Raw genomic sequence first — 23282 nt, 5'->3', positions numbered from 1 at the left:
CGCGGACAGTGAGAGACTGGTGGCGTGACAGTGATGACCTTCCTTCCGGCGGCCGAGGTCGACCCGAACTCGGTGCGCCCCGGCTGGGTCGCGCTGCTGATCGTGCTCGCTCTCGGTGCCGCCACAGTGCTGCTGTGGCGCAACATGGGCAAGCAGTTGAAGAAGATCGACTTCGACGGCGATGGTGCGGACGCCCCAGCACCGTCCGACGGCCCAGCGAGTCCGGACAGCTCAGCGGCCCCGGCTGGCGATGCCGAGCCGACGGGTACGACGGGTACGACGCCGACCCAGAGTGACGCGAAGGAACACACAACGCACTGATCCCGCGCTATCTCGTGACACCGTTATCACGAGATGGTGTCGTGCGTGGGCCGCCCACTGATGTCGCCCCTATAGTGAGCGCGTGTTCAATCGTGCCGCTGCCGAGTTCGCTCTGTGACCGCGACCCGCGCCGCCCGGCACCGAATGCCCGGACGTCTGGTAGCGGGTGGTCTGACGGCCGTGATCGTCGCCTCGGTGGCGCTCGCCATCGGTCTGTTCGCGGCCGGCAGTGAACCGCAGGACACCGGTGGCATCGGCGGACCGTCGGTGTTCGTCGGCTGGTTGCTGCCGCTGTTCCGGCTGATCTCGATCTTCGCGACCGTCGGCTGCGCGGGTGCGCTGCTGGCCGCGGTGGTGCTGCTGCGGATCGAGGGCGGTCCGCTCGGAGTGCAGGGCCGCCGGGCCGTGCGCGACGCCAGCAACGCGGCGATCATCTGGGCGGTCTGTGCGTTCGCCGGCGCGATCGTCACCGCGTCCATTCTGCTCGACACCCCGGTGAACCTGCTCCGCCTCCGGCTGGACGACGCCCTCGGCGTACCGGAGGTCAAGGCGCTGCTGATCACCGGCATCCTGGTCGTCGCGCTGGCGATCGGCATCCGCCGCGTCCAGACTTCGTCGGCCGCCAGTCTCGGCGTACTCGTTGCGATCGCGGCCCTGGTCCCGACCGCCCTGACGGCGTACCCGCGGAACGAGTCGTACGTCGTCGTCGCCGGCGCGGCCCTTGTCGTCCACGTCATTGCCGCGACGACCTGGGTCGGCGGACTGGCCGGCCTGGTTCGCTACGGACGGGCGAGTCGCACTGGCCTCCCGATCGTGCTCGAGCGGTTCAACGAGGTCGCGTCGATCTCGTCGATCGCCGTACTGCTGAGCGGCCTGCTGAGTGCCGCCGGCCGGCTGGCCGCGAAGGGCGGCGGCTGGGGTTCGATTCCCGACGCGCTCACTTCGGACGCGTACGGCGTACTCCTGCTGGCGAAGATCGCCGCGTTCGTGATCCTGATCGTCGCGGCCTGGCTGCACCGTCGCCGGGCGATCGGTGACTTGGTTGACGGGGGCAACCCGTTCTGGCGGATCGTCGGCACCGAACTCTTCGTCATGGCCGTCACCCTGGGCCTGTCCGTCGCCCTGTCACAGACCGCCTGACCACGGCGCGCTGCGCAGGTCCGCGGTGGTACGGCGTTCGCGGTCCTGGGGCCGGTCTTCGGCGGCACGGCCGATGGCGATCATCGAGACGATGTGCCAGCCGGCGCCAGGGGAGAGGTCCGCGGTCAGCGCGTCGAGGTCGAAGGCGCGGAACTGGCGGCAGGCCAGACCCATCGCGTGCGCCTGAAGGGTCAGATGGGCCACTGACTGGCCCAGGTCATAGTCCGCGAAGTCGGAGTACGCCCAGTCCGTGTCCTCGACGAACCGGTGCGCCATCGTCACGACGAGCAGACCCGCACTCGGCGCCCATCGGCCCGAACTGGCCGCGAGATGGCGCACGATCCGCTTGTGCTCCGGCTCGTCGCGCCGCGCGGTGAAGTAGGCCCAGGGTTGTGAGTTGCCGGCCGACGGCGCCCAGCGGGCTGCCTCCAGCAGCAGGTCCACATCGTCATCCGTGACGGGCGCCTCGGAGTCGAACCGCAGGGGACTGAAGCGCGACGCGAGCAACGGATGAACGGCCATGCCAGGTTCAAGTCCCACCCGGCCCGGTCCATTCCGTCCGACGGGCGGCCGATCCACACCGGCCGCCCGCGCACCTTTCACTTCAGGCCGAACGCCCGGATGACGGTCTGGCTGATACCGCCGCCGTTGCGTTGCCGGGCGGTCACCCGAACCGATACCTGGCTCGCCTGGGCCGGCGCCGACAACCGCGCCTGCCAGGTCCCATCGTGCTCCTTCAGATCCTGGCGTCGCCAGGACGCACCGTCGTCGTAGGAGACCTCCAGTTGTACGGCGGTGACCGCGTCCGCACGCGCGCTGCTGCCGACGACGACAGGCTTGATGGAGAAGGCCGAGGTGCGCTTCGCCCGGCCTGCGGCGTCCACCTCCGCGACGTAGTCGAGCTGCGCGAGCGGAAGCGCCTGGTTCTCGACCTCGCCGGACGTGAACGTCCACTCGGTATGGGTGGTGGTCGAGTACGGCGTCAGGTCGGGGTTCCCCGCCGTGTCGGCCACGAGCCGGTACGGGAGTTTCTCCGGCGCCAGGCCGCCCACGCCGAACTCCGGTTTCGGCCCGTTCTGCGCCAGCAGCCGGTCTCCCTGGTAGAGCGCGAAGCTGCGAGTCATCCTGGCGTCTCCGCTGTGCGCGGATCCTCCGTCGCCGAACCCGGCGATCATGCCGCCCATCCCGCTGCCGACCCGGTGCGGGACCTCGAAGTCGAGGATCCGGGGCCGGACGATCGGGCCGAACCACCGCTCGTTCCGCACGCTGCGCGGCTGGTAGCCCACCACGTCGGTGAAGGTCTGCCAGCCGTCGATGGACCCGTACTGCTGCCACTTGACGCCGGCGGACACCCAGTCCGTCCGGTGCCCCGTGACCGGCTTACGGGGGAATCTCGGAACACGGACCATCCCGAAACCGGCGTACGGATAGTCGGCCGGCCAGTATTCGTAGACGGGACTGTCCTCGCGGCTCTCCATGACCGGGCGTCCGCCCGGAGCCACGAAGTCGTTCTCGATCCGGGCGAGGCTGCCCGGATCGGTGGCCGCGGACGGATCGTTCGGTACGAGTCCGTCGTGGTAGTCGGCCAGGTCGTACAGGTACGCCGGCTTCGGATGGGCTTCGACGGTGAGCTCGGTCCGGCCCGTGGACGCGATCCTCCTGATCAGGGCTTCGCCGTCGTCGAAGGTGAGTGAAGCGGTCGGGAGCGGACCGGCGGTTTTGCCGTCCGGGGCGCCGTACCAGTCGCTCTTGCGGCCGTCGCCGTCGTTGACCACCAGGAGCATCGCGGCACCGGCCGCGTGCGCGGCGGCGGCCTGGTCGGTGGCGGCGACCTCGGAGTTGCTCCGGACGACCGCGGCCTTACCCTGGACGGTCAGGCCCTTGTACTCGGCCGGCGTCCCCGTACCGGCGAACACGGCCGGGATGCGGGTCTTGCCGTCCTGGAACGAGGCAGACCCGGGTTGCACCAGGGTCGTGTCGTCGAGGCTGCGGCCCGCGTACGTGATCTTCAGCGGAGTCTGCTCGGCCCGGAACCGGGTGGTGAAGACGAAGCTGCCCTGCTGGACCTTGGTCCCGGTCGGGAGCGCCCACAGGCTGTCGTACTCAGGCGGCGGCATCAGGATCTGGTGCAGAGCCTGCCTGTCGTCGGGTGTCGGCTGTGCCGACGTGAACGAGCGGAAGATGTCGATTCTGCTGGTGCTGACCGCCGTCGGCAGGGGAGTCGCCACCTTGATCTCCCGGCTACGGGACGCGTCCAGCACGACGTCGCGAGCCTTCGTCAGGATGACTTCCGGGGCGGTCAGGACCGCCAGACCGATCGAGTGCGGGCCGTGCCGGCCGGCGACGTCCAGCGTGGAGACGATCGTGTAGGAACCGGGCGCCCAGCGGCTCGTGAGCTTGCCGTCAGGCACCCACAACACGGTGGTCTTCCCGTCGGCGCCGGTGATCTCGACCTCGCCGCTGACCGGTTTGCCGGACTGGTCCTTCAGGTGGACAGTCAGGTCGTGCTTCTCCGGCTCGACGGACATTCCCATGGCCGTGTGCACCGTGCCGGTCGCCGAACGCGCCGACACCTGAGCTCCGTACTGGCCGGGCGGCAGACCCCGCGGGTCCGCCGTGACTCCGATCGTGGCCGTGCTGTGCGCAGGGACCACGACCTGATCGGCCGCGAGCGAGAAGACCCCGGCGCGTGAGGCGCCGTGGTCGATCGACAATCTCAGCGTGATCGGGCTGCCGGTGGTGTTGCGGTAAGTCACCTGACGCTGGACCGGGGTGCGGTCGGGCCGCGGCGTCCAGGCAATCCGCCCGGCATCCACCGATCCGGTGGCGACGACCTGATCCTCGAGGTAGGCGGCGCCGACGTCCAACCGCCCGGTGCCGGCTTGGTAGGGGGTGTACGCGGGCGTCACCGCGCTGGTCGCCATCAGCGCGTCCTTGAGTTGCTGTCCAGTCCATTCGGGGTGCTTCTGCGCCAGCAGGACGGCCGCACCGGCCACATGCGGCGTCGCCATCGACGTACCGCTTTCCAATCGGTAGTAGCCCTCGGCCCCGTCGTCCATGTACTGGGAACGCGCGGCCAGGACGTCCACTCCGGGTGCGGTCAGATCGGGCTTGAGGCCGTCGTCGATCATCCGGGGGCCGGTGCTGGAGAACGAGGCGAGCTGGTCCGACGTGTCGACCGCGCCGACAGTCAGCGCGGCGTCCGCCGTACCGGGCGCGGTGACGGTGTACGGGCTGTTCCCCTCGTTGCCTGCCGCAACGACGAACAGCGCGCCCGTCTCGGCGCTGAGCCGGTTGACCGCCTGACTGACCGGATCATCCTGCGTGTGCCAGGTCGACGTACCCAGGCTCATGCTGATCACCTTGGCGTGCTCGGTCCGCGCCGCCCACTCCATCCCGGCGATGACGCCCGAGATCGGGCCGGACCCGTGGTCGTCGAGCACCTTGCCGACCACCAGGTCGGCGCTGGGAGCGACCCCGCGCTCTTTCCCGTCCGAAGCGGCGCCGGTGCCGGCGACGGTGGACGCGGTGTGCGTTCCATGGCCGTCGCGGTCGACCACGTCCACGCCGGGGATGAAACTGCGGGTCGCCACGATGCGCGGGGCCAGGTCCGGATGGCCGGTGTCGATACCGGTGTCCAGCACCGCGACGCGGACACCGGCGCCGGACGCCCCTGCCTGCCAGGCCTTCGGGGCGCCGATCTGCGCCGTGGTGTCGGCGAGCTGTGCCTTCGCCTTCGCGTCCAGCCAGATCTTGTCGATACCGGCTGCGAACGACGGTTCGCCCGCGGTGGCGCCGATCCCGGGCTGGGACCGGCGGACGTTCGTTCCGCTGGTGAGGGCCGACCAGAAAGCGGTGGCCGTCGACCGCCGAGCGTGAACGGCGGAGCCTCCGACGGACGGGAGATTCTGCGTGACGCTCGCCCCAGGCAGTGCTCCGGCGGCGGACTGCAGCCCCCGGGCGGAACCGTCGGACCGGCCGGTGACGATCAGCGGCAGGGCGTCGATCCGGGCGTCGTCATAGCCCTGTGCCACCAAATCGGTGATGTTGAAGAGTTGCTTGTCGAGCCGGCCGGTCGCCACGTACGGCATGGCCTCGTCGGGCAGGACGAAGGTGTCGCCCGTCTCGACGGTGACCCGAACCGCTCCGGTCGACCGCGGCCCACGCTCGACGGCCTGCACCGAGACCGCTCCGTCCGGTCCCCGTCCGGCGATAACCTTGTCGCCCGTGATCAAGGTCACTTCGACCGGCGCGCCGCGGGATGCCGCCGGGGCGCCCGCGGCGGGTGGTGGGGGCTCGGCGCCGGCCGGCGAAGGCGCCGTCGTGCCGGTGACGAGAAGTAGAAATGCTGCGACCGACAGTAGGTGCGGTTTGGCAGAAGGGCGTCGCACGTTTCCTCCGGAGGTCCTCAGGTAGGCGCATCCGACCATTCCGGTGGAGCCCGTGCAATCGATTTCGTCCATTGCCCAGCTGCCGGTCCGATTCTGCCCAGAAGACAACCCTGCCGGGTGGGCAACTGCGGGAACGCCTCGTCACCACCCGCGCGGCGGCTTCGGCCGGGCACGGAGGGTAGCGTGGCGTTCCAGGGTTCTGCCAACCCCGTGCATCGCCAGGTCAGTCCGGGACAGGAGGCGTCGAGATGACGAACCGGTTGGCGCGTACCACCAGCCCCTATTTGCTCCAGCACGCAGAGAATCCGGTGGACTGGTGGCAATGGAGCCCTGAAGCGTTCGCAGAAGCACGGCGCTTGGACAGACCTCTCTTCCTGTCGGTCGGGTACTCCGCCTGCCACTGGTGTCATGTGATGGCGCACGAGTCGTTCGAGGACGAGGCGACGGCGGCGTACCTGAACGAGCACTTCGTCAGCATCAAGGTGGATCGCGAGGAACGCCCTGACGTGGACGCGATCTACATGTCGGCGACGGTGGCGATGGTCGGGCAGGGCGGCTGGCCGATGTCGGTGTTCCTGACCCCGGACGCCGAGCCGTTCTTCTGCGGCACGTATTTCCCGAAGGACCCTCGCGGTGGGATGGCGTCGTTCCGTCAGGTGCTCGAGTCGCTGGTCGACGCGTGGCGGACCAAGCGCGATCAGATCGACGACATCGGCCGCCGAGTGGTCGGGCAACTGGGGGCCCAGCAGCACGCGGCCGAGGGGGCGATCGACACCGCGACGCTGGACCACGCCGCCGAACTGCTGAAGACCGACTTCGACCCGGCCGATGCCGGCTTCGGCGGCGCGCCGAAGTTCCCGCCGTCGATGGTCCTCGACTTCCTGCTCCGCCACCATCGCCGCACCGGCTCGGCCGACGCGCTCGAGATGGTCGCGAAGACCTGCGACCGGATGGCCCGGGGCGGCATGTACGACCAGCTGGCCGGCGGGTTCGCGCGCTACTCGGTCGACCGCCAGTGGATCGTTCCGCACTTCGAGAAGATGCTCTACGACAACGCGCTGCTGCTCGACGTCTACACCCATTGGTGGGCGGTGAGCTCCGACCCGCTCGCCCGGCGGATCGCCGAGGAGACCGCCGACTTCCTCCTTGCCGAGCTGCGGACCGAGGAGGGTGGCTTCGCCTCCGCTCTCGATGCCGACACCGAAGGTGTGGAAGGCAAGTACTACGTCTGGACGCCGGAGCAGTTGCACGAGGCACTGACCGAGGGCGACGCCCGCTGGGTCATCGAACTCTGCGATGTCAGCGGGACCTTCGAGCACGGGTCTTCGGTCCTCCAGCTCCGCCAGGACCCCGACGACTCCGACCGCTGGCGGCGGATCCGGGCGATCCTGCGCGAGGTCCGCGGGCAGCGCACCTACCCCGGCCGTGACGACAAAGTAGTTGCCGCGTGGAACGGTCTCGCCATCACGGCCCTCACCAGAGCCGGTGTGATCCTGGATCGCCCCGGGTACGTCGAAGCCGCCACCCAGGCGGCCAGATTGGTCCGGGACGTGCACGTCGACGACGCGACCGGACGCCTCCACCGCGCCTCTCGGGACGGCGTTGTCGGGACGGCCCACGGTGTCCTCGAGGACTACGCGGCGTACGCGCAGGCTTGTCTGGTGCTGTTCGGTGCCAGCGGCAACATCGAGTGGTACGACACCGCGCAACGCCTGCTGGACAGGGCGATCGATCAGTTCGTTGCGGACGGCTCCTATTTCGACACGGCGGCCGATGCCGAGCAGCTGGTCTGGCGCCCACAGGACCCGACCGACAACGCCAGCCCGGCCGGCGTGAGTCTGGCAGCCGAGGCGTTCACGACGATGGCCAGCATGACCGGATCGGTCCGGTACGAGACTGCGGCCGCCGAGGCTCTGAAGGCCTCGGCGACCATCGCCGCCCGCGCACCCCGGTTCGCCGGCCGCGCCCTTGCGGTGGCCGAGACGACTGCCGCCGGTCCGCTCGAGATCGCCATCGCGGGCCGTTCGCCCGAGCTGCTCCGGACCGCGTTCGCGGCCGCGCCGTGGGGTACGGCGATCGTCCACGGCGACCCAGGTCTGGCCGTACCGCTGATGGACGGTCGCACGTTGATCCAGGACCAGCCCGCGGCGTACGTCTGTCAGAAATTCACCTGCCGGCTCCCGGTCGTGTTGCCGGAAGACCTTCGCCGCGAGTTCCGCCCGGCGAACTGACAACGACGGCAGTGCGGGTTTTCCCTGTCGTTTCGGAAGAATCCCTTGACTCCGGGCCCGCTGGGGACGAGAGTCCTCCCTCAGTCGGATGTAACAGAACTCGCACGTCTTGACACACAGTGTCACAACTGAGGAAGTGGCACTGCTGCGCCAACGCATCCGGCGTCCCCAACTGAATTCGGTCGCTGCGCCCAAACAGCGACCACACCGTGAGGAGATGTTGTCTTGAAACGACTGACATCAGCAGGGGCGGTGGCCATCGTCGCGACAGCGGGTCTTGCGACGGCGTTCACCGGCTCGACCGCGGGCGCCGCGAATCGCGCGGCTCCGCTCCCGGCGTCCGGCTTCAACCAGCCGGCCGCCGTCCAGGCCGAACAGGCGCAGACCGCGCAGACGGCCGCAGCCCTCGGACTCGCCGGTGGCGAGGTGCTCAAGGTCCGCGACGTGGTCAAGGACGCCGACGGCACCGAGTACGTCCGCTACGACCGCACCTTCAACGGCCTGAAGGTCGTCGGTGGTGACCTGATCGTCAAGCGCAAGGGCGAGGCGATCGGGCAGGTGACCTACAACCTCGGCGCCAAGTCCGTCGGTGTCGCGACCAAGCCGACTCTGTCCCAGTCGGCCGCGCTCACCAAGGGCGCCCAGGCGGCCAAGTTCAAGGCCACCGGCAACAAGGGCGCGCTGGTCGTGTTCGTCACGCCGGCCAAGCCCGTGCTCGCCTACGAGGTCGTCACCACCGGTGTGAAGCCGGACCAGACCCCGTCGGTGCTGCACTCGTTCATCGACGCCAAGTCCGGCGCCCTGCTGGCGCAGGACGACGAGATCAAGACGGGTACCGGCAACTCGATGTACTCCGGCACCGTCAGCATCGGTACGTCGGGCAGCTTCACGATGAGCGACCCGAGCCGCGGTGGCAACTTCACCACCGACCTCAACGGTGCGACCTCCGGCAATGGCACGACGTTCACCGACGCCGACGACACCTGGGGCAACGGCTCGACGTCCAGCCGCCAGACCGCCGGTGTCGACGCGCACTACGGTGCGCAGCTGACCTGGGACTACTACAAGAACGTCCACGGCCGCAACGGCATCTTCAACAACGGCCAGGGCGCCCGGTCCCGGGTGCACTACGGCAACGCGTACGTGAACGCGTTCTGGGACGGCACCCAGATGACGTACGGCGACGGTCAGAGCAACGCCCGTCCGCTGACCGCGATCGACGTGGCCGGCCACGAGATGAGCCACGGTGTCACCGAGGCGACCGCCAACCTGAACTACTTCGGTGACGCGGGTGGCCTGAACGAGTCCACCTCGGACATCTTCGGCACCATGGTCGAGTTCTCCGCCAACAACTCCTCCGACCCGGGTGACTACCTGATCGGCGAGAAGATCAACATCAACGGCAACGGCACGCCGCTGCGCTACATGGACAAGCCGTCGAAGGACGGGGCCAGCTACGACTGCTGGAGCAGCTCGGTCGGCAACGCCGACCCGCACTACTCGTCCGGCCCGCTGAACCACTGGTTCTACCTGGCCTCCGAGGGCACCGGCAGCAAGGTCATCGGTGGCGTCACGCACAGCAGCACCGCCTGCAACGGCGCGACCCTCACCGGTGTCGGCCGCGACGTGGCCTCCAAGGTCTGGTACCGCACGCTGAGCACCAAGCTCAGCTCGGGCAGCACCTACAAGGATGCTCGTGAGGGTGCGATCACCTCGGCCAAGGAGCTGTACGGCGCCGACTCCGCGCAGTGCAAGGGCATCGAGGCGGCCTTCAGCGGCATCTCCGTCCCGGCCGGCGCGGCCGCCTGTGGTGGTGGCACCGAGCCGCCGCCCACCGGCGACAACCTGCTGCTGAACCCGGGCTTCGAGTCCGGTGCGGTGAACTGGACCGGCACCGCCGGCCCGATCACCAACAACACCGGGCGTCCGGCTCGCACCGGCACCTGGAAGCTCTGGCTGCAGGGCAACGGCCGCGCCACCACCGAGAACGTCGGCCAGTCGGTCGCGATCCCGGCTTCGGCGACGGCGGCGTCGCTCTCGTTCTGGATCCGGATCGACACCGCGGAGACGACGTCCTCGACGGTGTACGACACGGCGAAGGTTCAGATCGTCGACGGTGGTACGACCACCACGCTGGCGACGTACTCGAACCTGAACAAGAACACGTCGTACGTGCAGAAGACGTTCAATGTGACGCAGTACAAGGGAAAGACCGTCACGGTGAAGTTCGTCGGCCAGGAGGACTCCTCCCTGCAGACCAGCTTCGTCATCGACGACACCTCGCTGACCGCGAGCTGACCGTCTCGCGGTGATCCCGTCCGGGGCGCGCGGCCTTCCGCCCAGGCTCGCGCGCCCCGGATTTCCTTTCGCTCGCCCCGGCTGAAGGAGATCCACCATGCGTACCTTCCTGTACTCCGGACTCGGCACCGTCCTCGTGGCCGGCGCAGTGCTTGCCCCAGGCAACATCGCCACCGCGGCCGAGTCGCCGGACATCTCCGTCACCAACACCAAGGCTCATCTTGACCAGTTCCAGTCGATTGCGACCGGCAACGGCGGCAACCGCGCCGCCGGACGCCCCGGCTACAAGGCGTCGGCCGACTGGGTGAAGGCCAAGCTCGACGCGGCCGGCTACACCACCACTCTGCAGTCCTTCCCGACCTGGGCCGGTACGTCGTACAACGTGATCGCCGAATGGCCGCACGGCGACGCGAACCACGTCGTCATGGCCGGCTCACACCTGGACAGCGTCAGCGCCGGTCCCGGTATCAACGACAACGGCTCAGGCAGCGCCGGCGTACTCGAAACCGCCCTCGCCTACGCTGCCAGCGGCCAGACTCCCAGGAACCGTTTGAGGTTCGGGTTCTGGGGTGCCGAGGAGCTCGGGCTGGTCGGCTCGAGGTACTACGTGAACAACCTGCCCACCGCGGAACGCGACAAGCTCAAGCTGTACCTGAACTTCGACATGATCGCGTCGCCGAACCCGGGCTACTTCGTGTACGACGACAATCCCGCGGGCAACGGCGCCCGCGACGATCTCGTCGCGTACTTCACCCAACAGAATGTCCAGACCGAGTTCATCGACGTCCAGGGCCGATCCGACCACGCGGCGTTCCGGGCGCTCGGCATCCCGACCGCCGGTACGTTCGCCGGCGCCGAGGAGACCAAGACGTCAGCCCAGGCAGCGAAGTGGGGTGGTACGGCGGGGCAGGCGTTCGACCGCTGCTACCACCGGTCCTGCGACACCATCAGCAACCTGGACCTGACCTCCCTGGACCACCAGATCGATGCCATCGGCCACATGATCTGGACCTACACCCAGAAGGACTACACCGCGAGCTGACAACCCCCGTCCGGGGGCGCGTGGCCTCCGCCCAAGCACGCGCGCCCCGGACTCCCTGTTAGACCGGCTTGCAGAGTTTGCCCGGTGGGATGGTGGCTTGGGCGAGCAGTTGGTTCACCGACTCCGACATCGGCTTGAGCTGCGGGTCCTCGATGCGGGCCGTTTTCCCGTTCGCGGTGACCGCGAGGATCATGTCGTCGGGGTGCCGGGTGCTCGGCTTGGTAGGAGTGAGACTGGCCCAGTCGACCTGTTGTGCGGCGGTCTGGATGGTCGTCAGCAGGGTGGCGTCCAGCTTGCACCGGACCGGGTCCTTGCCGCGCGAGGTCACCGTCGCGACGCCGTTGGTGCCGATCACCACCTTGTCGTCGAAGCCCGCGAAACCACCGGTCCGGCTGACCGTCATCGGCAGAGCCGTGCCGACCGGAGTCGACTGGGTCACCGTGGGTGTGCTGCTGGGCAGCGTGGGGGGCGCGGACGGTGTACCGCCCGCACCATCGCCGGACTCGGCGCCACAGCCGACCAGGACCAGTCCGGCGACGGTGCTGATCGTGGCGACCACTGCGTATCTGCTGAGGTTCCTCACGCACCATGGATACCTCTAGCCGGCCGGTTCGTTGCAGCTGTGACACGACCGAAATGTTCTTGTTAGACCACCTGCGACACCAGGTCGACCAGCACGCGGGTGAGCCGGACGCGGTCCTCGAACATCGCGAGCGTCGCCTCGTCGGTGGTCTTGGTGATCTGCTCCAGCGGCAGCGCGGTGAACGTCGCACGGGCGCACAGTGAGCCGAGATAGCCGTACAGCACCTGTTCCTCGGTCACCTGCATCCCATCCTCGGCCAGGCCCTTCAGGAACGCCTTGAAGATCACGGTGTGCACCGCCGGCAGCGCGTCGGGCGCCAGCTCACCGGCATGCGCCAGTCCGACGAGCAACTGCCCCAGGTCGAACCCGACCGCCTGCGGGCAGTCGAACCCCCAGTCGATGACCACGAACTCGTCCGGACTCCCCTCCGGAACCAGCAGATTCTGCGGACTCGCGTCCCCGTGCTGGTAGCACTGCGGCAGCGCGTCGAGCGCGTCCAGTACGGCGGGCAAGCGATCACCCAGGTCGAGCAGGTCGTCACGCAGACGGTGGTCGCCCAGATGGCAGACCGCAGCGGCCAGCAGCGGCTGCCGCCACGTCTGCGGGTCGGCGATGGTCGGCAAGGCGGCCATCATCACGCGGCCGCCGGTGTAGTACCGCAGCCCGACGCCGGGGGTGGTGATGTCGCCGCGGGGGAGCAGTGGCTCGACCAGATGCGGCTGACGACGCGCGGAGAGGCGCCCTAGCAGGTACGCCGCCCGCTCGAACCGCTCCATCGGCCATGGACCCGGCTCCTGGACGACGTTCTCCATCCAGAGGGTGCCGCGATCGTCGTCGTACAGATCGATGCGGTACGCCGTGGCCAGCCGCAGGCCGTCCGGGAGCACGTCCGCGATGCCACTGCGGTGGACCGCGATCTCCAGCTGCCACGGCAGGTTCTGGATGAACGCGGCGCGGAACTGTTCGGGTACCGAGTCGATGTACGCCCAGTGCCGGACCGACTGGAGCTTCTTGATGAAGCAGGACCAGCCGACCGTGTCGCCGCCGGCCGTGGTCGCCGTACCGAAGAGCCGGAACAGGGCCTCGGTACTTGGAGTGCCGATCGGGTAGTCGACCGGCTCGACCCGGACCGCGCCGGGCTGGGCGGCCGGGTCCCCGGTGATGGTCCGGACCAGATCGGTCAGATCGTCGTCGCGCAGGGCATCGCGGCCCAGTGGTTCCAGAGTGGTGGTCATGCGTCCCCCCAAAGCAGTCTGCCGCCCATCGTCCGCCCGCGCCTTCTGCCAGTCTTCAGAGGCAGCACGGAAAGAAGTAAAGCAGCCTTACTACCGAGATAGTAAAGTTGCCTTATGACTTCCGTCAACGGCCTTTCGGGCGCACCCGCCGACCCGGTCGGGTCCGATCACATCGCCGGGTTGCTCGGACTCGTGATGGCGCGATTACGGGCAGAGATCCTGGCCGACTCCGAGCGGGCGTTCCCGGGGCTACGGGTGTCGCACTACCGGCTGCTCGAGATGATCCCGCCGGAGGGCGGCCGGATCACCGACCTGGCCGAGGCCGCCGGGATGACGAAGCAGGGCCTCGGGCAGCACGTCGACTACCTGCAGCGGCTGGGGTTCACCGAGTCCGACCGGCTGCGCGGTGACCGCCGGGTCCGGCTGGTGCGCCGTACGCCGCGAGGTGACCAGGCGGTCGAGTTCAGCCGGGCCGCGATCGCCCGCGTGGAACAGTTGTGGGAACAGCAGTTGGGCCGCGAAAGGTACGACGTACTGCGCGAAACCCTGAAGGATCTGGGAAGTTAGCCGACTTGGTACGTCGCGATGCTGACGGCGATGTAGTGGCAGACGAACGCGGCCACGGTGAACGCGTGGAAGATCTCGTGGAAGCCGAACCACAGCGGTGACGGGTTCGGCCGCTTGGTGCCGTAGATGACCGCGCCGATCGAGTAGAGCCCGCCGCCGACCGCGATCAGCGTGACCACCGCCGCGCCGCCCGCGTGATAGATGTCGCCCATCCAGAAGATCGCCACCCAGCCGAGGGCGAGGTAGATCGGCGTGTAGAGCCAGCGCGGTGCGCTCACCCAGAAGATCCGGAACAGGATGCCGAGCAGCGCCCCACCCCAGACCAGGCCGAGCATCAGCACCCGGTTGTCGCCGTGCAGCAGGACCATCCCGAGCGGGGTGTAGGTGCCGGCGATCAGCAGGAAGATGTTGCTGTGGTCGAGCCGGCGCAGGATCGCCTCACCGGTCGGGCCCCAGTAGAACCGGTGGTACAGCGCGGAGATGCCGAACAGCAGCATCGCGCCCATGGTGTAGACCGCGGCGGCCCAGCGGGCCTCGGCGCCGGGGGCGAGACAGATCAGCACGATGCCGGCGGCGGTCGCGAACGGGAACGTGCCGGCGTGCAGCCAGCCGCGAAGCTTGGGCTTCAGCGGCGCGAGTCTTCCGGACAGCCGGTGACCGACGTCCTGGGGCTGGGCGCTGGTAGCGGTCATCGCCGTCCTTTCGAGGGGTGCCGGGCGGTTCAGTACCTACGCAACCGTAACCTACGGGACCGTAGGTTCGATCGTCCATAAGCATGAAATGTAGGCGACATCACCCGTTGGCACACCGCCACCCGCGTGTCCGACGCACGAACTTCGGCGAAAGTTCGAACTTCCCGGCAGCTTTCTGCGAGCCGCTCCGGGCCCTCTCAACAGCGTGGAATCTGGGCTAGCCTCGTGACCGAGAGTCTTCGAGGAGAGCACCTGCCCATGCGGACACCTGGCAAGCAAAAGCTGCGCGACGCGGTGTACGGCCTGTACGAACGCCGGCTGGTCCGATCGCTGTCGCCGGACCGGATCCCGCGGCACATCGGCGTCATCATCGACGGCAACCGGCGCTGGGCCCGGGCCGTCGGCGACCCGGTGTCGCGCGGTCACGAGGCCGGGGCGAACAAGATCGTCGAGTTCCTCGACTGGTGCGACGACGTCGGCGTCAAGGTGGTCACCGTCTGGATGCTCTCGACCGACAACCTGAGCCGGCCGAGCGACGAGCTGGAGCCACTGCTGCGGATCATCGAGCAGACCGTCGACGAGCTGACCGCGATCGGCCGTTGGCGGATCCACCCGGTCGGTGCGCTCGACCTGTTGCCCGGCGCCACCGCCGAGACGCTCAAGGCGGCCGAGACGGCCACGCATGAAGTCGACGGGATGCTGGTCAACGTCGCGGTCGGGTACGGCGGCCGCCGCGAGCTGGCCGATGCGGTCCGGTCGCTCCTGCTCGAGGAAGCCGCGCAGGGCATCTCCATCGAGGAGCTGGCCGAGCGCGTCGACGTCGAGCACATCGCGCGGCACCTGTACACGAAGGGCCAGCCGGACCCGGACCTGGTCATCCGGACGTCGGGCGAGCAGCGGCTCGGCGGCTTCCTGCTCTGGCAGAGCGCGCTGAGCGAGTTCTACTTCTGTGAAGCCCTGTGGCCGGATTTCCGGCACGTCGACTTCCTGCGGGCGATCCGGAGCTACGCACAACGGGAGCGCCGCTTCGGGACGTGACCCCGCGTCCGCAGCGTGCACACGTCGTACGTCGTCGCAGGTAGTAGGCGTACGTCGCCGTACCCAGGGCGGCTCCCCAGACCACCCAGAGGATGCCGGGACCGTTGAGGGCCCAGTTGTCGCCGTCCAAGGGGAGCTGGGTGTTCATCAAACCGGCCGGGACGAGTACGACGGCCACCACCGAGGCCGGGATGATCGCGAGGAATGGTGGGACGCGCTTGCCCGCCTTGAACCAGATCCAGCGCGGATAGACCTCGCCCCAGCGGTGCACCAGACCGTGGGTCAGGACGCCGCCGCCGACGCCCATCACGGCCAGGCCGAGGCCCATCGCCAGCATGCCGGGCGTGTCGGCCATCATCTGGTGGAACTCGTCGCTGATCCCGACCGGCCAGCCGAAGAACCATGCCACCCGGGTGAACTCGTACGGCAGGTTCGCGACCACTGCGACGGTGACCGCGATGCGACCCCAGCGAAGGGCTTCCCGCGGTGTCGTCCAGGCCGGATCGGGGCGATCGCTGCGACCGCAGGAAACACAGGCGTCCCGGCTGCGGCGGTGGTACGCGATCGCGGTGGCCGCCCACAGCAGACCACCGACGAACACGATGATCAGGTTCACCCGGTGCCAATAGAGGATGTCGCCCACGCCGCCCTGTTCACCTGGTACGCCGGTGAACGCGAAGACGACCAATGCGGGGGCGAGGGCAACCATCGCGATCAGTGTGTAGTCAGGGATCACCACCGCGAGCCCGACGGCCAGTACGGCGGCGATTGCCTGCAGCACCCAACCCCGGGCCGGGCGTCTGGTCATCACGATCGCCAGCACAGCGCCACCGAGCCCGACGGCCGCCATGACCGGGGCAACGACGTGGGCGGGCGTGCCCTCCAGGAGCGAGGCGGTTGCACGATCATCGGTCACTTTCGCGAACGGGTAGCCGGCTCCGCCGAAGGCCCAGTAGATGCCCAGAACGCCGTACGTCAGGGACCACAGAACCGTCGCGTACCCGGTCCACACCGGCCAGTTCTTCCGCATGTGACGAGACTGTCGCGCAGCGTCGCGGACCGGATCACTCCGCAGGGTGAACGACCTCCCCCGCGTGGGGGGAAGAAGTAACACGCCGTTAACCCCGTGGCCGGGCGTGTCGGAATGCGGGGTTTGCGCCGCCGACCTACGCTCCTTAGTGACGGTCGGAGGGGAAGCCGGCTGTCCGGGAGGCCCGATCAGCTTGAGAATCGTTCGCCAGCCGGTTGCCCCATGAGGGGCAGAACGGAGTGCCCGAGACCTCGCGTCTCGATCTCACTGGTTCCCGGATCTGCCCGTGCGGCGATCCGGAGGGGATCTGCACCAGATCCCCGGGCCAGCTCCCGGTCCATCACCTAACCACTGGTGGGCCGGGCGTGGTGCACGTCGCGGCCCGAGAGGACGTGCGACATGGCTGCCACCCACGCCAAGGCGTCAAGTACCTCATCCACACCGGCCCAGCGCACCTTTGTGCTGGACACCTCGGTGCTGCTGTCCGACCCGCACGCGATGCTGCGGTTCGACGAGCACGAGGTGGTCGTCCCGGTGGTCGTCGTCACCGAATTGGAGGCCAAACGGCATCACCCGGAACTCGGCTACTTCGCTCGCACCGCGCTGCGGCTGCTCGACGAGCTCCGGATCCAGTACGGACGTCTGGACGCGCCCCTGCCAGTGGGGGAGAAGGGTGGAACCCTCCGGGTCGAACTGAACCACACCGATCCGGAGAGCCTGCCGGCCGGTTTCCGGCTCGGCGACAACGACAGCCGCATCCTGGCCGTGGCCTGCAACTTCAAGTCCGAGGGCAGGGACGTCACGCTGGTCTCGAAGGACCTGCCGATGCGGGTCAAGGCGTCGGCCTGTGGCCTGATGGCCGAGGAGTACCGGGCCGAGCTGACGCTGGAGTCCGGCTGGACCGGGATGAGCGAGCTCGAGGTCGAGACGCACGTGGTCGACGACCTGTACGAGAACGGCGTACTGGAACTGCCGCAGGCCGGCGAGTTCCCGACCCATACCGGGTTGGTGCTGCTGTCGGAGCGGGGCAGTGCGCTCGGCCGGGTGATGCCGGACAAGCGCGTCCGGCTGGTCCGGGGTGACCGGGAGGCGTTCGGGATTCGTGGCCGGTCGGCCGAGCAGCGGGTCGCGCTCGATCTCCTGCTGGACCCCGACGTCGGGATCATCTCGCTCGGCGGCCGGGCCGGCACCGGCAAGTCCGCGCTCGCGCTCTGCGCCGGTCTCGAGGCGGTGATGGAACGGCGGCAGCACAAGAAGGTGGTCGTCTTCCGGCCGCTGTTCGCGGTCGGCGGCCAGGAGCTCGGCTACCTGCCCGGCTCGGAGTCGGAGAAGATGCAGCCGTGGGCGCAGGCCGTGTACGACACGCTCGGCGCGCTGACCAGCAGTGACGTGATCGACGAGGTGATCGACCGCGGCATGCTCGAGGTGCTGCCGCTGACCCACATCCGCGGCCGCTCGCTGCATGACGCGTTCGTGATCGTCGACGAGGCACAGTCGCTGGAGCGCAACGTGTTGCTGACAGTGCTCTCGCGGGTCGGTGCGAACTCGCGGGTGGTGCTCACGCACGACGTCGCTCAGCGGGACAACCTGCGGGTCGGCCGGCACGACGGAGTGGTCGCGGTGGTCGAGCAACTGAAGGGGCACCCGCTGTTCGCCCACGTCACCCTGACCCGCTCGGAGCGGTCGCCGATCGCCGCGCTGGTCACCGAGATGCTGGACGATCTGCAGCTGTAAGGAGCGTTTCTACCCTTAGGTAATCTCTGTCTGTAAAGCACGCGTAAGACTTCCGCGTGCACGGTGCGGTCGCCCGTCGGGCGGCCGCACCGTTGTCTGTGACCTGCTTGTGATCACGGTCGGTTTACGTCAGAGTATGTTCCTGTTGCCAGCCGACGGGGGTCGGGTTTCCTCGGAAGGACAGATGAAAGCGAAGCGCTCCGTCGCGGTTCTCTCAGTGACTGGAATCGTCGTCGTCTCCGTTGTCGCCGGTATCGACCTCTTCAGCTCCCCCGGGAGCAGCGTCGCCTCGGAACAGGTGTCCGGCCGGGCCGAGATGGCCGTGCTGAACAGCGAGAAGGCCCACGCGGTGAAGACGCCCTCGCCCAAGGGACTGTCCCCCGAGGAGCAGGCCCAGGAGGTCATCCGGCTGCGCAACCAGATCGAGGCCGTCGAGGCCCAGCGCAAGGCGACCCAGGACAAGGCTGCCATGGTCCGCGCGGCCAAGAACGCGGCCCTGAAGCGGTACAAGGCGCTGCAGGAGAAGGACAACGACTCGCGCGAGGAGCGGGCCAGCCGCGACGCCGAGCGGAAGAAGCTCGAGGGCACGCCCAAGGAGGTCGCGATGAACCTCCTGCCCGACCACGGCTGGGGCGAGAGCCAGTTCAGCTGCCTCGAGAAGCTGTGGAACAAGGAGTCCCGCTGGCGGGTCGACGCCGACAACCCGACCTCTTCTGCGTACGGCATCCCGCAGGCGCTGCCCGGCAACCGGATGGCGGCGTACGGCTCGGACTGGCGGACCAACCCGGTCACCCAGATCAAGTGGGGCCTGGACTACATCGAGGACGCGTACGGCTCGCCGTGCTCGGCCTGGGGCCACTCGCAGGCCAAGGGCTGGTACTGAGCCCGTTCCGTGGTGTTTCCGTGCTGATCGCGGAGGCGCGTACGGGCGTCTGACCGGCAAGCTTCGAGGAGTAGGAATCACCTCTTCGAAGGAGTCATCATGGCACTCGTCATCTCGGGCATCTCGATGTCGCTGGACGGCTACATCACCGGTCCGGACGTGACCAGGGAACACCAGCTCGGCGTCGGCGGCGACATCCTGCACCGCTGGCTCTGGGAGCCGTTCCCGGAGGACACCGCGGTTCTCGACGGTATGGCCGCCTCGGCCGGAGCGATCCTGATGGGCCGGCGGTCCTACGACCTGGCTGAGGGCGACGGAGGCTGGGGCGACGGCGGTCCGGCCGGGCAGCTGCCGTGCTTCGTGCTCACCCACAACCCACCCGCTGCTGAGACCGTGCGGGCGCCGAAGGTGTTCACGTTCGTCAGTGAGGGCATCGAGGCGGCGGTCAAGGCGGCCAAGGACGCGGCCGGCGACCGGGTCGTCGGGGTGCACGGCGCGAGCGCGGCGCAGCAGTGCCTGGCCGCCGGACTGCTCGACGAGATCCAGATTCAGCTGGTGCCGGTTCTGCTGCAGTCGGGGACCCCGCTGTTCGAGAACCTCGGCGGCCGGCAGTACCAGCTGGAGCGGACCGACGTCGTACCGTCGGGCAACGCCACGCACCTGCGGTTCAAGGTGCACTACTGAGGCCTGGCAGGATGTCGGCGTGCCGGAGATCGCGCGGGGGAGCACTGAACGGGGCGAGCTGGTCCTGCGGCGGCGTGACGACGACGGAGCCCTCGAGCTGCGGGTGAACGGCGTGTTCGTGATGGACGACCGTGAGACCTCCAGCGAGGAACTGCTCGCGTCCGCCGCCCTGGCCTCGGTACGACGTCCTGATCGCGTCCTGGTCGGTGGTCTCGGGCTCGGCTACACCGTCCGTGCGTTGCTGACCGACGACCGGCTCGGTGAGGTCGTGGTCGCGGAGATCGAGCCGGACCTGGTCGCGTGGATGCGGTCGGGACTGGTGCCGTCGGTGCTGGACGATCCGCGGGTGTCCGTGGTCGTCGGCGACGTACGTGCGGTCGTTGCCGCGTCGTCCGATGCGTCGCTCGACGGGATCCTGCTGGATGTGGACAACGGCCCGGACTTCCTTGTCTACAACGAGAACTCGGCTATCTACGCGTCGCCGTTCCTGACCGTCTGCCGGTCGAAGCTGCGGACTGGCGGCGTACTGACCGTCTGGTCCTCGTCGGCGTCGGATGCGTTGGAGACCGCGGTCACAGCGGTCTTCGGGGCGTGTGCGGTCATGCCCGTCCCGGTGACTTTGCAGGGGCGGGCGGAGACGTACTTCGTGTACCAGGGCTCGTTATCCACAGTTTGACAATCGGTCGTCGGCGACTGCGTGGAGCGACGTACTCTGCTGGTATGGGTGACAATGCGGAATTCAGGATCGAGCACGACACGATGGGCGAGGTCAAGGTGCCTCGGGACGCGTTGTGGCGGGCGCAGACCCAGCGTGCGGTGGAGAACTTCCCGATCTCCGGCCGGCCGCTGGCGCCGGCGCTCATCCACGCGCTCGCCCAGATCAAGGCCTCGGCGGCGGTGGTGAACGCCGAGCTCGGCGTGCTGGACGGCGAGCGCTCGGCCGCGATCGTGGCCGCCGCGGACCAGGTGACCGGCGGCGAATACGACGCGGAGTTCCCGATCGACGTGTTCCAGACCGGCTCCGGCACGTCGACGAACATGAATGTGAACGAGGTGCTGGCCACGCTCGCGACCCGTGCCCTCGGCAGCGACGTGCATCCGAACGACCACGTGAACGCGTCGCAGTCGAGCAACGACACGTTCCCGTCCTCGATCCACGTCGCCGCCACCGCGGGCGTCGTCCAGGAGCTGCTGCCGGCGCTCGAGCACCTGGCGGAATCCCTGTCTCGTAAGGGATCCGAGTTCGGTGAAGTGGTCAAGTCCGGGCGCACCCACCTGATGGACGCGACGCCGGTGACGCTCGGGCAGGAGTTCAACGGGTACGCGCAGCAGGTGCGGCGCGGTGCGGAGCGGGTGCGTGCGACGCTGCCGCGGGTCGCCGAGCTTCCGCTGGGCGGCACGGCGGTCGGGACCGGGATCAACACACCACCGGGGTTCGCGGCCAAGGTGATCACGGAGCTGAATCGGCGGACTGGTCTGGAGTTGAGCGAGGCCGCCGACCACTTCGAGGCGCAGGGTGCGCGCGACGGTCTGGTCGAGTTGTCGGGGCAACTGAAGACGATCGCGGTCAGCCTGACCAAGATCTGCAACGACCTGCGCTGGATGGGATCCGGGCCGCGCGCCGGGCTCGGCGAGATCGCCCTGCCGGACCTGCAACCGGGCTCGAGCATCATGCCGGGCAAGGTGAACCCGGTGATCTGCGAGGCGACGCTGATGGTCGCCGCCCAGGTGATCGGCAACGACACCACGATCACCGTGGCCGGTGCCGGCGGCAACTTCGAGCTCAACGTGATGCTGCCGGTGATCGCCCGCAACCTGCTCGAGTCGATCACCCTGCTGGCGAACAGTTCCCGGCTACTGGCCGACCGTTGCGTCGACGGCATCACCGCGAACGTCGGCCACGCCCGTGCGCTGGCCGAGTCGTCGCCGTCGATCGTGACACCGCTGAACCGCTACATCGGCTACGAGAACGCCGCCGCGGTCGCGAAGAGCGCGCTCAAACAGGGCAAGACCATCCGCGAGGTCGTGATCGAGAACGGGCACGTCGAGAAGGGTGATCTGACCGAGGAGCAGTTGGACGCGGCCCTCGACGTGCTGTCCATGACCCGGCCGGCCCGGCCGTGACGGCAGCCGCGGCGCAGGCGCGCTTCTGGCAGCCGGGGACCACGATCGAGTGGGTGTACGAGGGGACCGGACGGCACGCGGACAAGCCGAACGTCCGGCCGATGACCGTGGTGCGTGACGACGAGGACGGCCTGGTGGCCTGGCTCGCCCCGGGCACGCCCCTGATCAAGCCCGTGCTGGTGGACGGCCGCGAGACCAGGTACGCCGGTCCGGTCGCGATGTTCACCGACGACCGGGTGCTGAAGCTCGACGTCTGGCGCGGGACGGGGATCCTCAAGGTGCTGCCGCCGGGCAAGCCGTGGTCGGTGTGGCACTTCTGGGCCGAGGACGGCAGCTTCCGCGGCTGGTACGTCAACCTCGAGGCCCCGCACGTGCGCGACGCGGCGGCACGCCGGACCAGCACCGTCGACCACGTCCTTGACCTGTGGATCCAGCCGGACCGCACGATCGACTGGAAGGACGAGGACGAACTGGAGGGTGCGGTCACCGCGGGGCGCTTCACGGCGGCCGAGGCTGAGCGGATCATCGCCGATGCCCACGCGGCCGTCCGTGACATCGAGGCCTGGACGTCGCCGTTCTCGGACGGCTGGCAGACCTGGACCCCACCACCGGACTGGCGGTTGCCGACGGCCCCGACGTCGCATCAGCCGATCCTGATCGCCGAGGAGCTGCACAGTTGAGCGCGCAGGCGCTGCTCCTCTCCGGCGGTGGGGGAGTTGGCAAGACCACGGTCGCTCAGGCGATCGCCCGCCTGCTGACGGCCGATCGTCACCCGACCGCCGTCGTCGACCTGGACGCCGTGGGTCAGTTCGGCCCGCCGCCACCGGCACCGGCCGCGGGACTGGATGCCGCACTGGATGCGGCGTTGGAGGCGGTGCCGGATTCTGGGCTCCGGTTTCACGACCGGCTCAAGGCGCGCAACCTTGCGGCCGTCTGGCCGACCTACCGCGACGCGGGCGCCCGCTTCCTGATCGTGAGCGGGCATGTCGAGACCGCCGAGCTCAAAGCGGCGTACACGGAGGCGCTCGCCGACTGCGACGTACGGATGGTCAGGGTGTTGACCCCGCCGGACCTCGTCGCAGCGCGGACCCGGTTGACCCGCGGACCCGACTGGGACCTGCAGGCCGCGCTGGCTGAGGCCGCCGCTCACCAGCCGATCGAGGACTTCACGGTCACCAACGACGGCTCCCCGGCGGAGACCGCGGCCGAGATCCTCGGCAAGGCCGGCTGGCCCATCAGCTGACCGCTCACAACGGGTGCATCACGAGCGGTTCCTTCTGCCCGGTTCG

At 68.7% G+C, this 23282-nt stretch carries 19 protein-coding genes; 14 read left to right on the top strand and 5 right to left on the bottom strand.

Going from position 1 to position 23282, the window contains the following annotated elements:
• Positions 1-24 precede the first annotated feature (24 nt).
• Both AB0I34_RS08755 and AB0I34_RS08750 read left to right on the top strand, forming a co-directional pair.
• On the top strand, positions 25-321 hold the full coding sequence (locus AB0I34_RS08755; RefSeq protein WP_360441747.1) for a hypothetical protein: 297 nt from the start codon (positions 25-27) through the stop codon (positions 319-321).
• Positions 322-435: 114 nt separating this feature from the next.
• Positions 436-1461 carry a CopD family protein gene (locus tag AB0I34_RS08750; protein ID WP_360441744.1) on the top strand — a complete coding sequence of 342 codons (1026 nt, stop codon included), beginning with the start codon at positions 436-438 and terminating at the stop codon, positions 1459-1461.
• On the opposite strand, the gene AB0I34_RS08745 is transcribed toward AB0I34_RS08750, so the two are convergent.
• Positions 1447-1983: a nitroreductase family protein gene (locus AB0I34_RS08745; RefSeq protein ID WP_360441742.1), complete on the bottom strand. Its 537-nt coding sequence runs from the start codon at positions 1981-1983 to the stop codon at positions 1447-1449. The genes AB0I34_RS08750 and AB0I34_RS08745 overlap by 15 nt on opposite strands.
• A gap of 77 nt (positions 1984-2060) precedes the next feature.
• On the bottom strand, positions 2061-5852 hold the full coding sequence (locus AB0I34_RS08740; RefSeq protein WP_360441739.1) for a S8 family serine peptidase: 3792 nt from the start codon (positions 5850-5852) through the stop codon (positions 2061-2063).
• Positions 5853-6100: 248 nt separating this feature from the next.
• On the opposite strand from AB0I34_RS08740, the gene AB0I34_RS08735 reads away from it, so the two are divergent.
• From AB0I34_RS08735 to AB0I34_RS08725, 3 genes are all read left to right on the top strand, one after another.
• Positions 6101-8083, top strand: a complete 1983-nt coding sequence (locus tag AB0I34_RS08735; RefSeq protein ID WP_360441736.1) for a thioredoxin domain-containing protein — start codon at positions 6101-6103, stop codon at positions 8081-8083.
• A gap of 225 nt (positions 8084-8308) precedes the next feature.
• A complete protein-coding gene (locus tag AB0I34_RS08730) occupies positions 8309-10381 on the top strand; it encodes a M4 family metallopeptidase (RefSeq protein ID WP_360441733.1) in 2073 nt (690 codons plus the stop codon).
• Positions 10382-10478: 97 nt separating this feature from the next.
• A complete protein-coding gene (locus AB0I34_RS08725) occupies positions 10479-11423 on the top strand; it encodes a M28 family metallopeptidase (RefSeq protein ID WP_360441730.1) in 945 nt (314 codons plus the stop codon).
• 58 nt (positions 11424-11481) lie between these two features.
• Here the strand turns inward: AB0I34_RS08725 and AB0I34_RS08720 are convergent, their stop codons facing one another.
• Positions 11482-12006, bottom strand: a complete 525-nt coding sequence (locus AB0I34_RS08720) for a hypothetical protein (protein ID WP_360441727.1) — start codon at positions 12004-12006, stop codon at positions 11482-11484.
• Positions 12007-12068: 62 nt separating this feature from the next.
• Positions 12069-13241, bottom strand: a complete 1173-nt coding sequence (locus tag AB0I34_RS08715; protein ID WP_360441724.1) for a phosphotransferase — start codon at positions 13239-13241, stop codon at positions 12069-12071.
• 114 nt (positions 13242-13355) lie between these two features.
• Here AB0I34_RS08715 and AB0I34_RS08710 point away from each other — a divergent pair, with 114 nt between their 5' ends.
• Complete coding sequence (locus tag AB0I34_RS08710) at positions 13356-13808, top strand: MarR family winged helix-turn-helix transcriptional regulator (RefSeq protein WP_360441721.1); 453 nt, start codon at positions 13356-13358, stop codon at positions 13806-13808.
• Here AB0I34_RS08710 and AB0I34_RS08705 read toward each other — a convergent pair.
• A complete protein-coding gene (locus tag AB0I34_RS08705) occupies positions 13805-14500 on the bottom strand; it encodes a hemolysin III family protein (RefSeq protein WP_360441719.1) in 696 nt (231 codons plus the stop codon). The genes AB0I34_RS08710 and AB0I34_RS08705 overlap by 4 nt on opposite strands.
• A gap of 258 nt (positions 14501-14758) precedes the next feature.
• On the opposite strand from AB0I34_RS08705, the gene AB0I34_RS08700 reads away from it, so the two are divergent.
• From AB0I34_RS08700 to AB0I34_RS08665, 8 genes are all read left to right on the top strand, one after another.
• Positions 14759-15538 (top strand): isoprenyl transferase, encoded by a 780-nt coding sequence (locus AB0I34_RS08700; protein WP_360441717.1) that lies wholly within the window; start codon positions 14759-14761, stop codon positions 15536-15538.
• 1429 nt (positions 15539-16967) lie between these two features.
• Positions 16968-18302, top strand: coding sequence for a PhoH family protein (locus AB0I34_RS08695; RefSeq protein ID WP_131516496.1), 1335 nt, complete (start codon positions 16968-16970; stop codon positions 18300-18302).
• 184 nt (positions 18303-18486) lie between these two features.
• Positions 18487-19185, top strand: a complete 699-nt coding sequence (locus tag AB0I34_RS08690; protein ID WP_360441713.1) for a hypothetical protein — start codon at positions 18487-18489, stop codon at positions 19183-19185.
• A 99-nt stretch (positions 19186-19284) separates the two neighbouring features.
• Positions 19285-19869, top strand: coding sequence for a dihydrofolate reductase family protein (locus AB0I34_RS08685; protein ID WP_360441710.1), 585 nt, complete (start codon positions 19285-19287; stop codon positions 19867-19869).
• A gap of 19 nt (positions 19870-19888) precedes the next feature.
• Positions 19889-20545, top strand: a complete 657-nt coding sequence (locus tag AB0I34_RS08680) for a hypothetical protein (RefSeq protein ID WP_360441707.1) — start codon at positions 19889-19891, stop codon at positions 20543-20545.
• Between the two features lie 44 nt (positions 20546-20589).
• Positions 20590-21993, top strand: coding sequence for a class II fumarate hydratase (locus tag AB0I34_RS08675; RefSeq protein WP_360441704.1), 1404 nt, complete (start codon positions 20590-20592; stop codon positions 21991-21993).
• Positions 21990-22673 (top strand): DUF402 domain-containing protein, encoded by a 684-nt coding sequence (locus AB0I34_RS08670; RefSeq protein ID WP_360441701.1) that lies wholly within the window; start codon positions 21990-21992, stop codon positions 22671-22673. The genes AB0I34_RS08675 and AB0I34_RS08670 overlap by 4 nt, the downstream gene beginning before the upstream one ends.
• The gene (locus tag AB0I34_RS08665) at positions 22670-23236 is read left to right on the top strand and encodes a hypothetical protein (protein WP_360441698.1); all 567 of its coding nucleotides are present in this window, start codon (positions 22670-22672) and stop codon (positions 23234-23236) included. Before AB0I34_RS08670 ends, AB0I34_RS08665 begins: the two co-directional genes overlap by 4 nt.
• Positions 23237-23282: the final 46 nt, after the last annotated feature.

Origin of the sequence: Kribbella sp. NPDC050281 (assembly GCF_040655855.1) — a bacterium.
Taxonomy (GTDB): domain Bacteria; phylum Actinomycetota; class Actinomycetes; order Propionibacteriales; family Kribbellaceae; genus Kribbella.
Note: the sequence above shows the minus strand (reverse complement) of the source record. Positions and strands in the feature narration are given on the sequence as shown.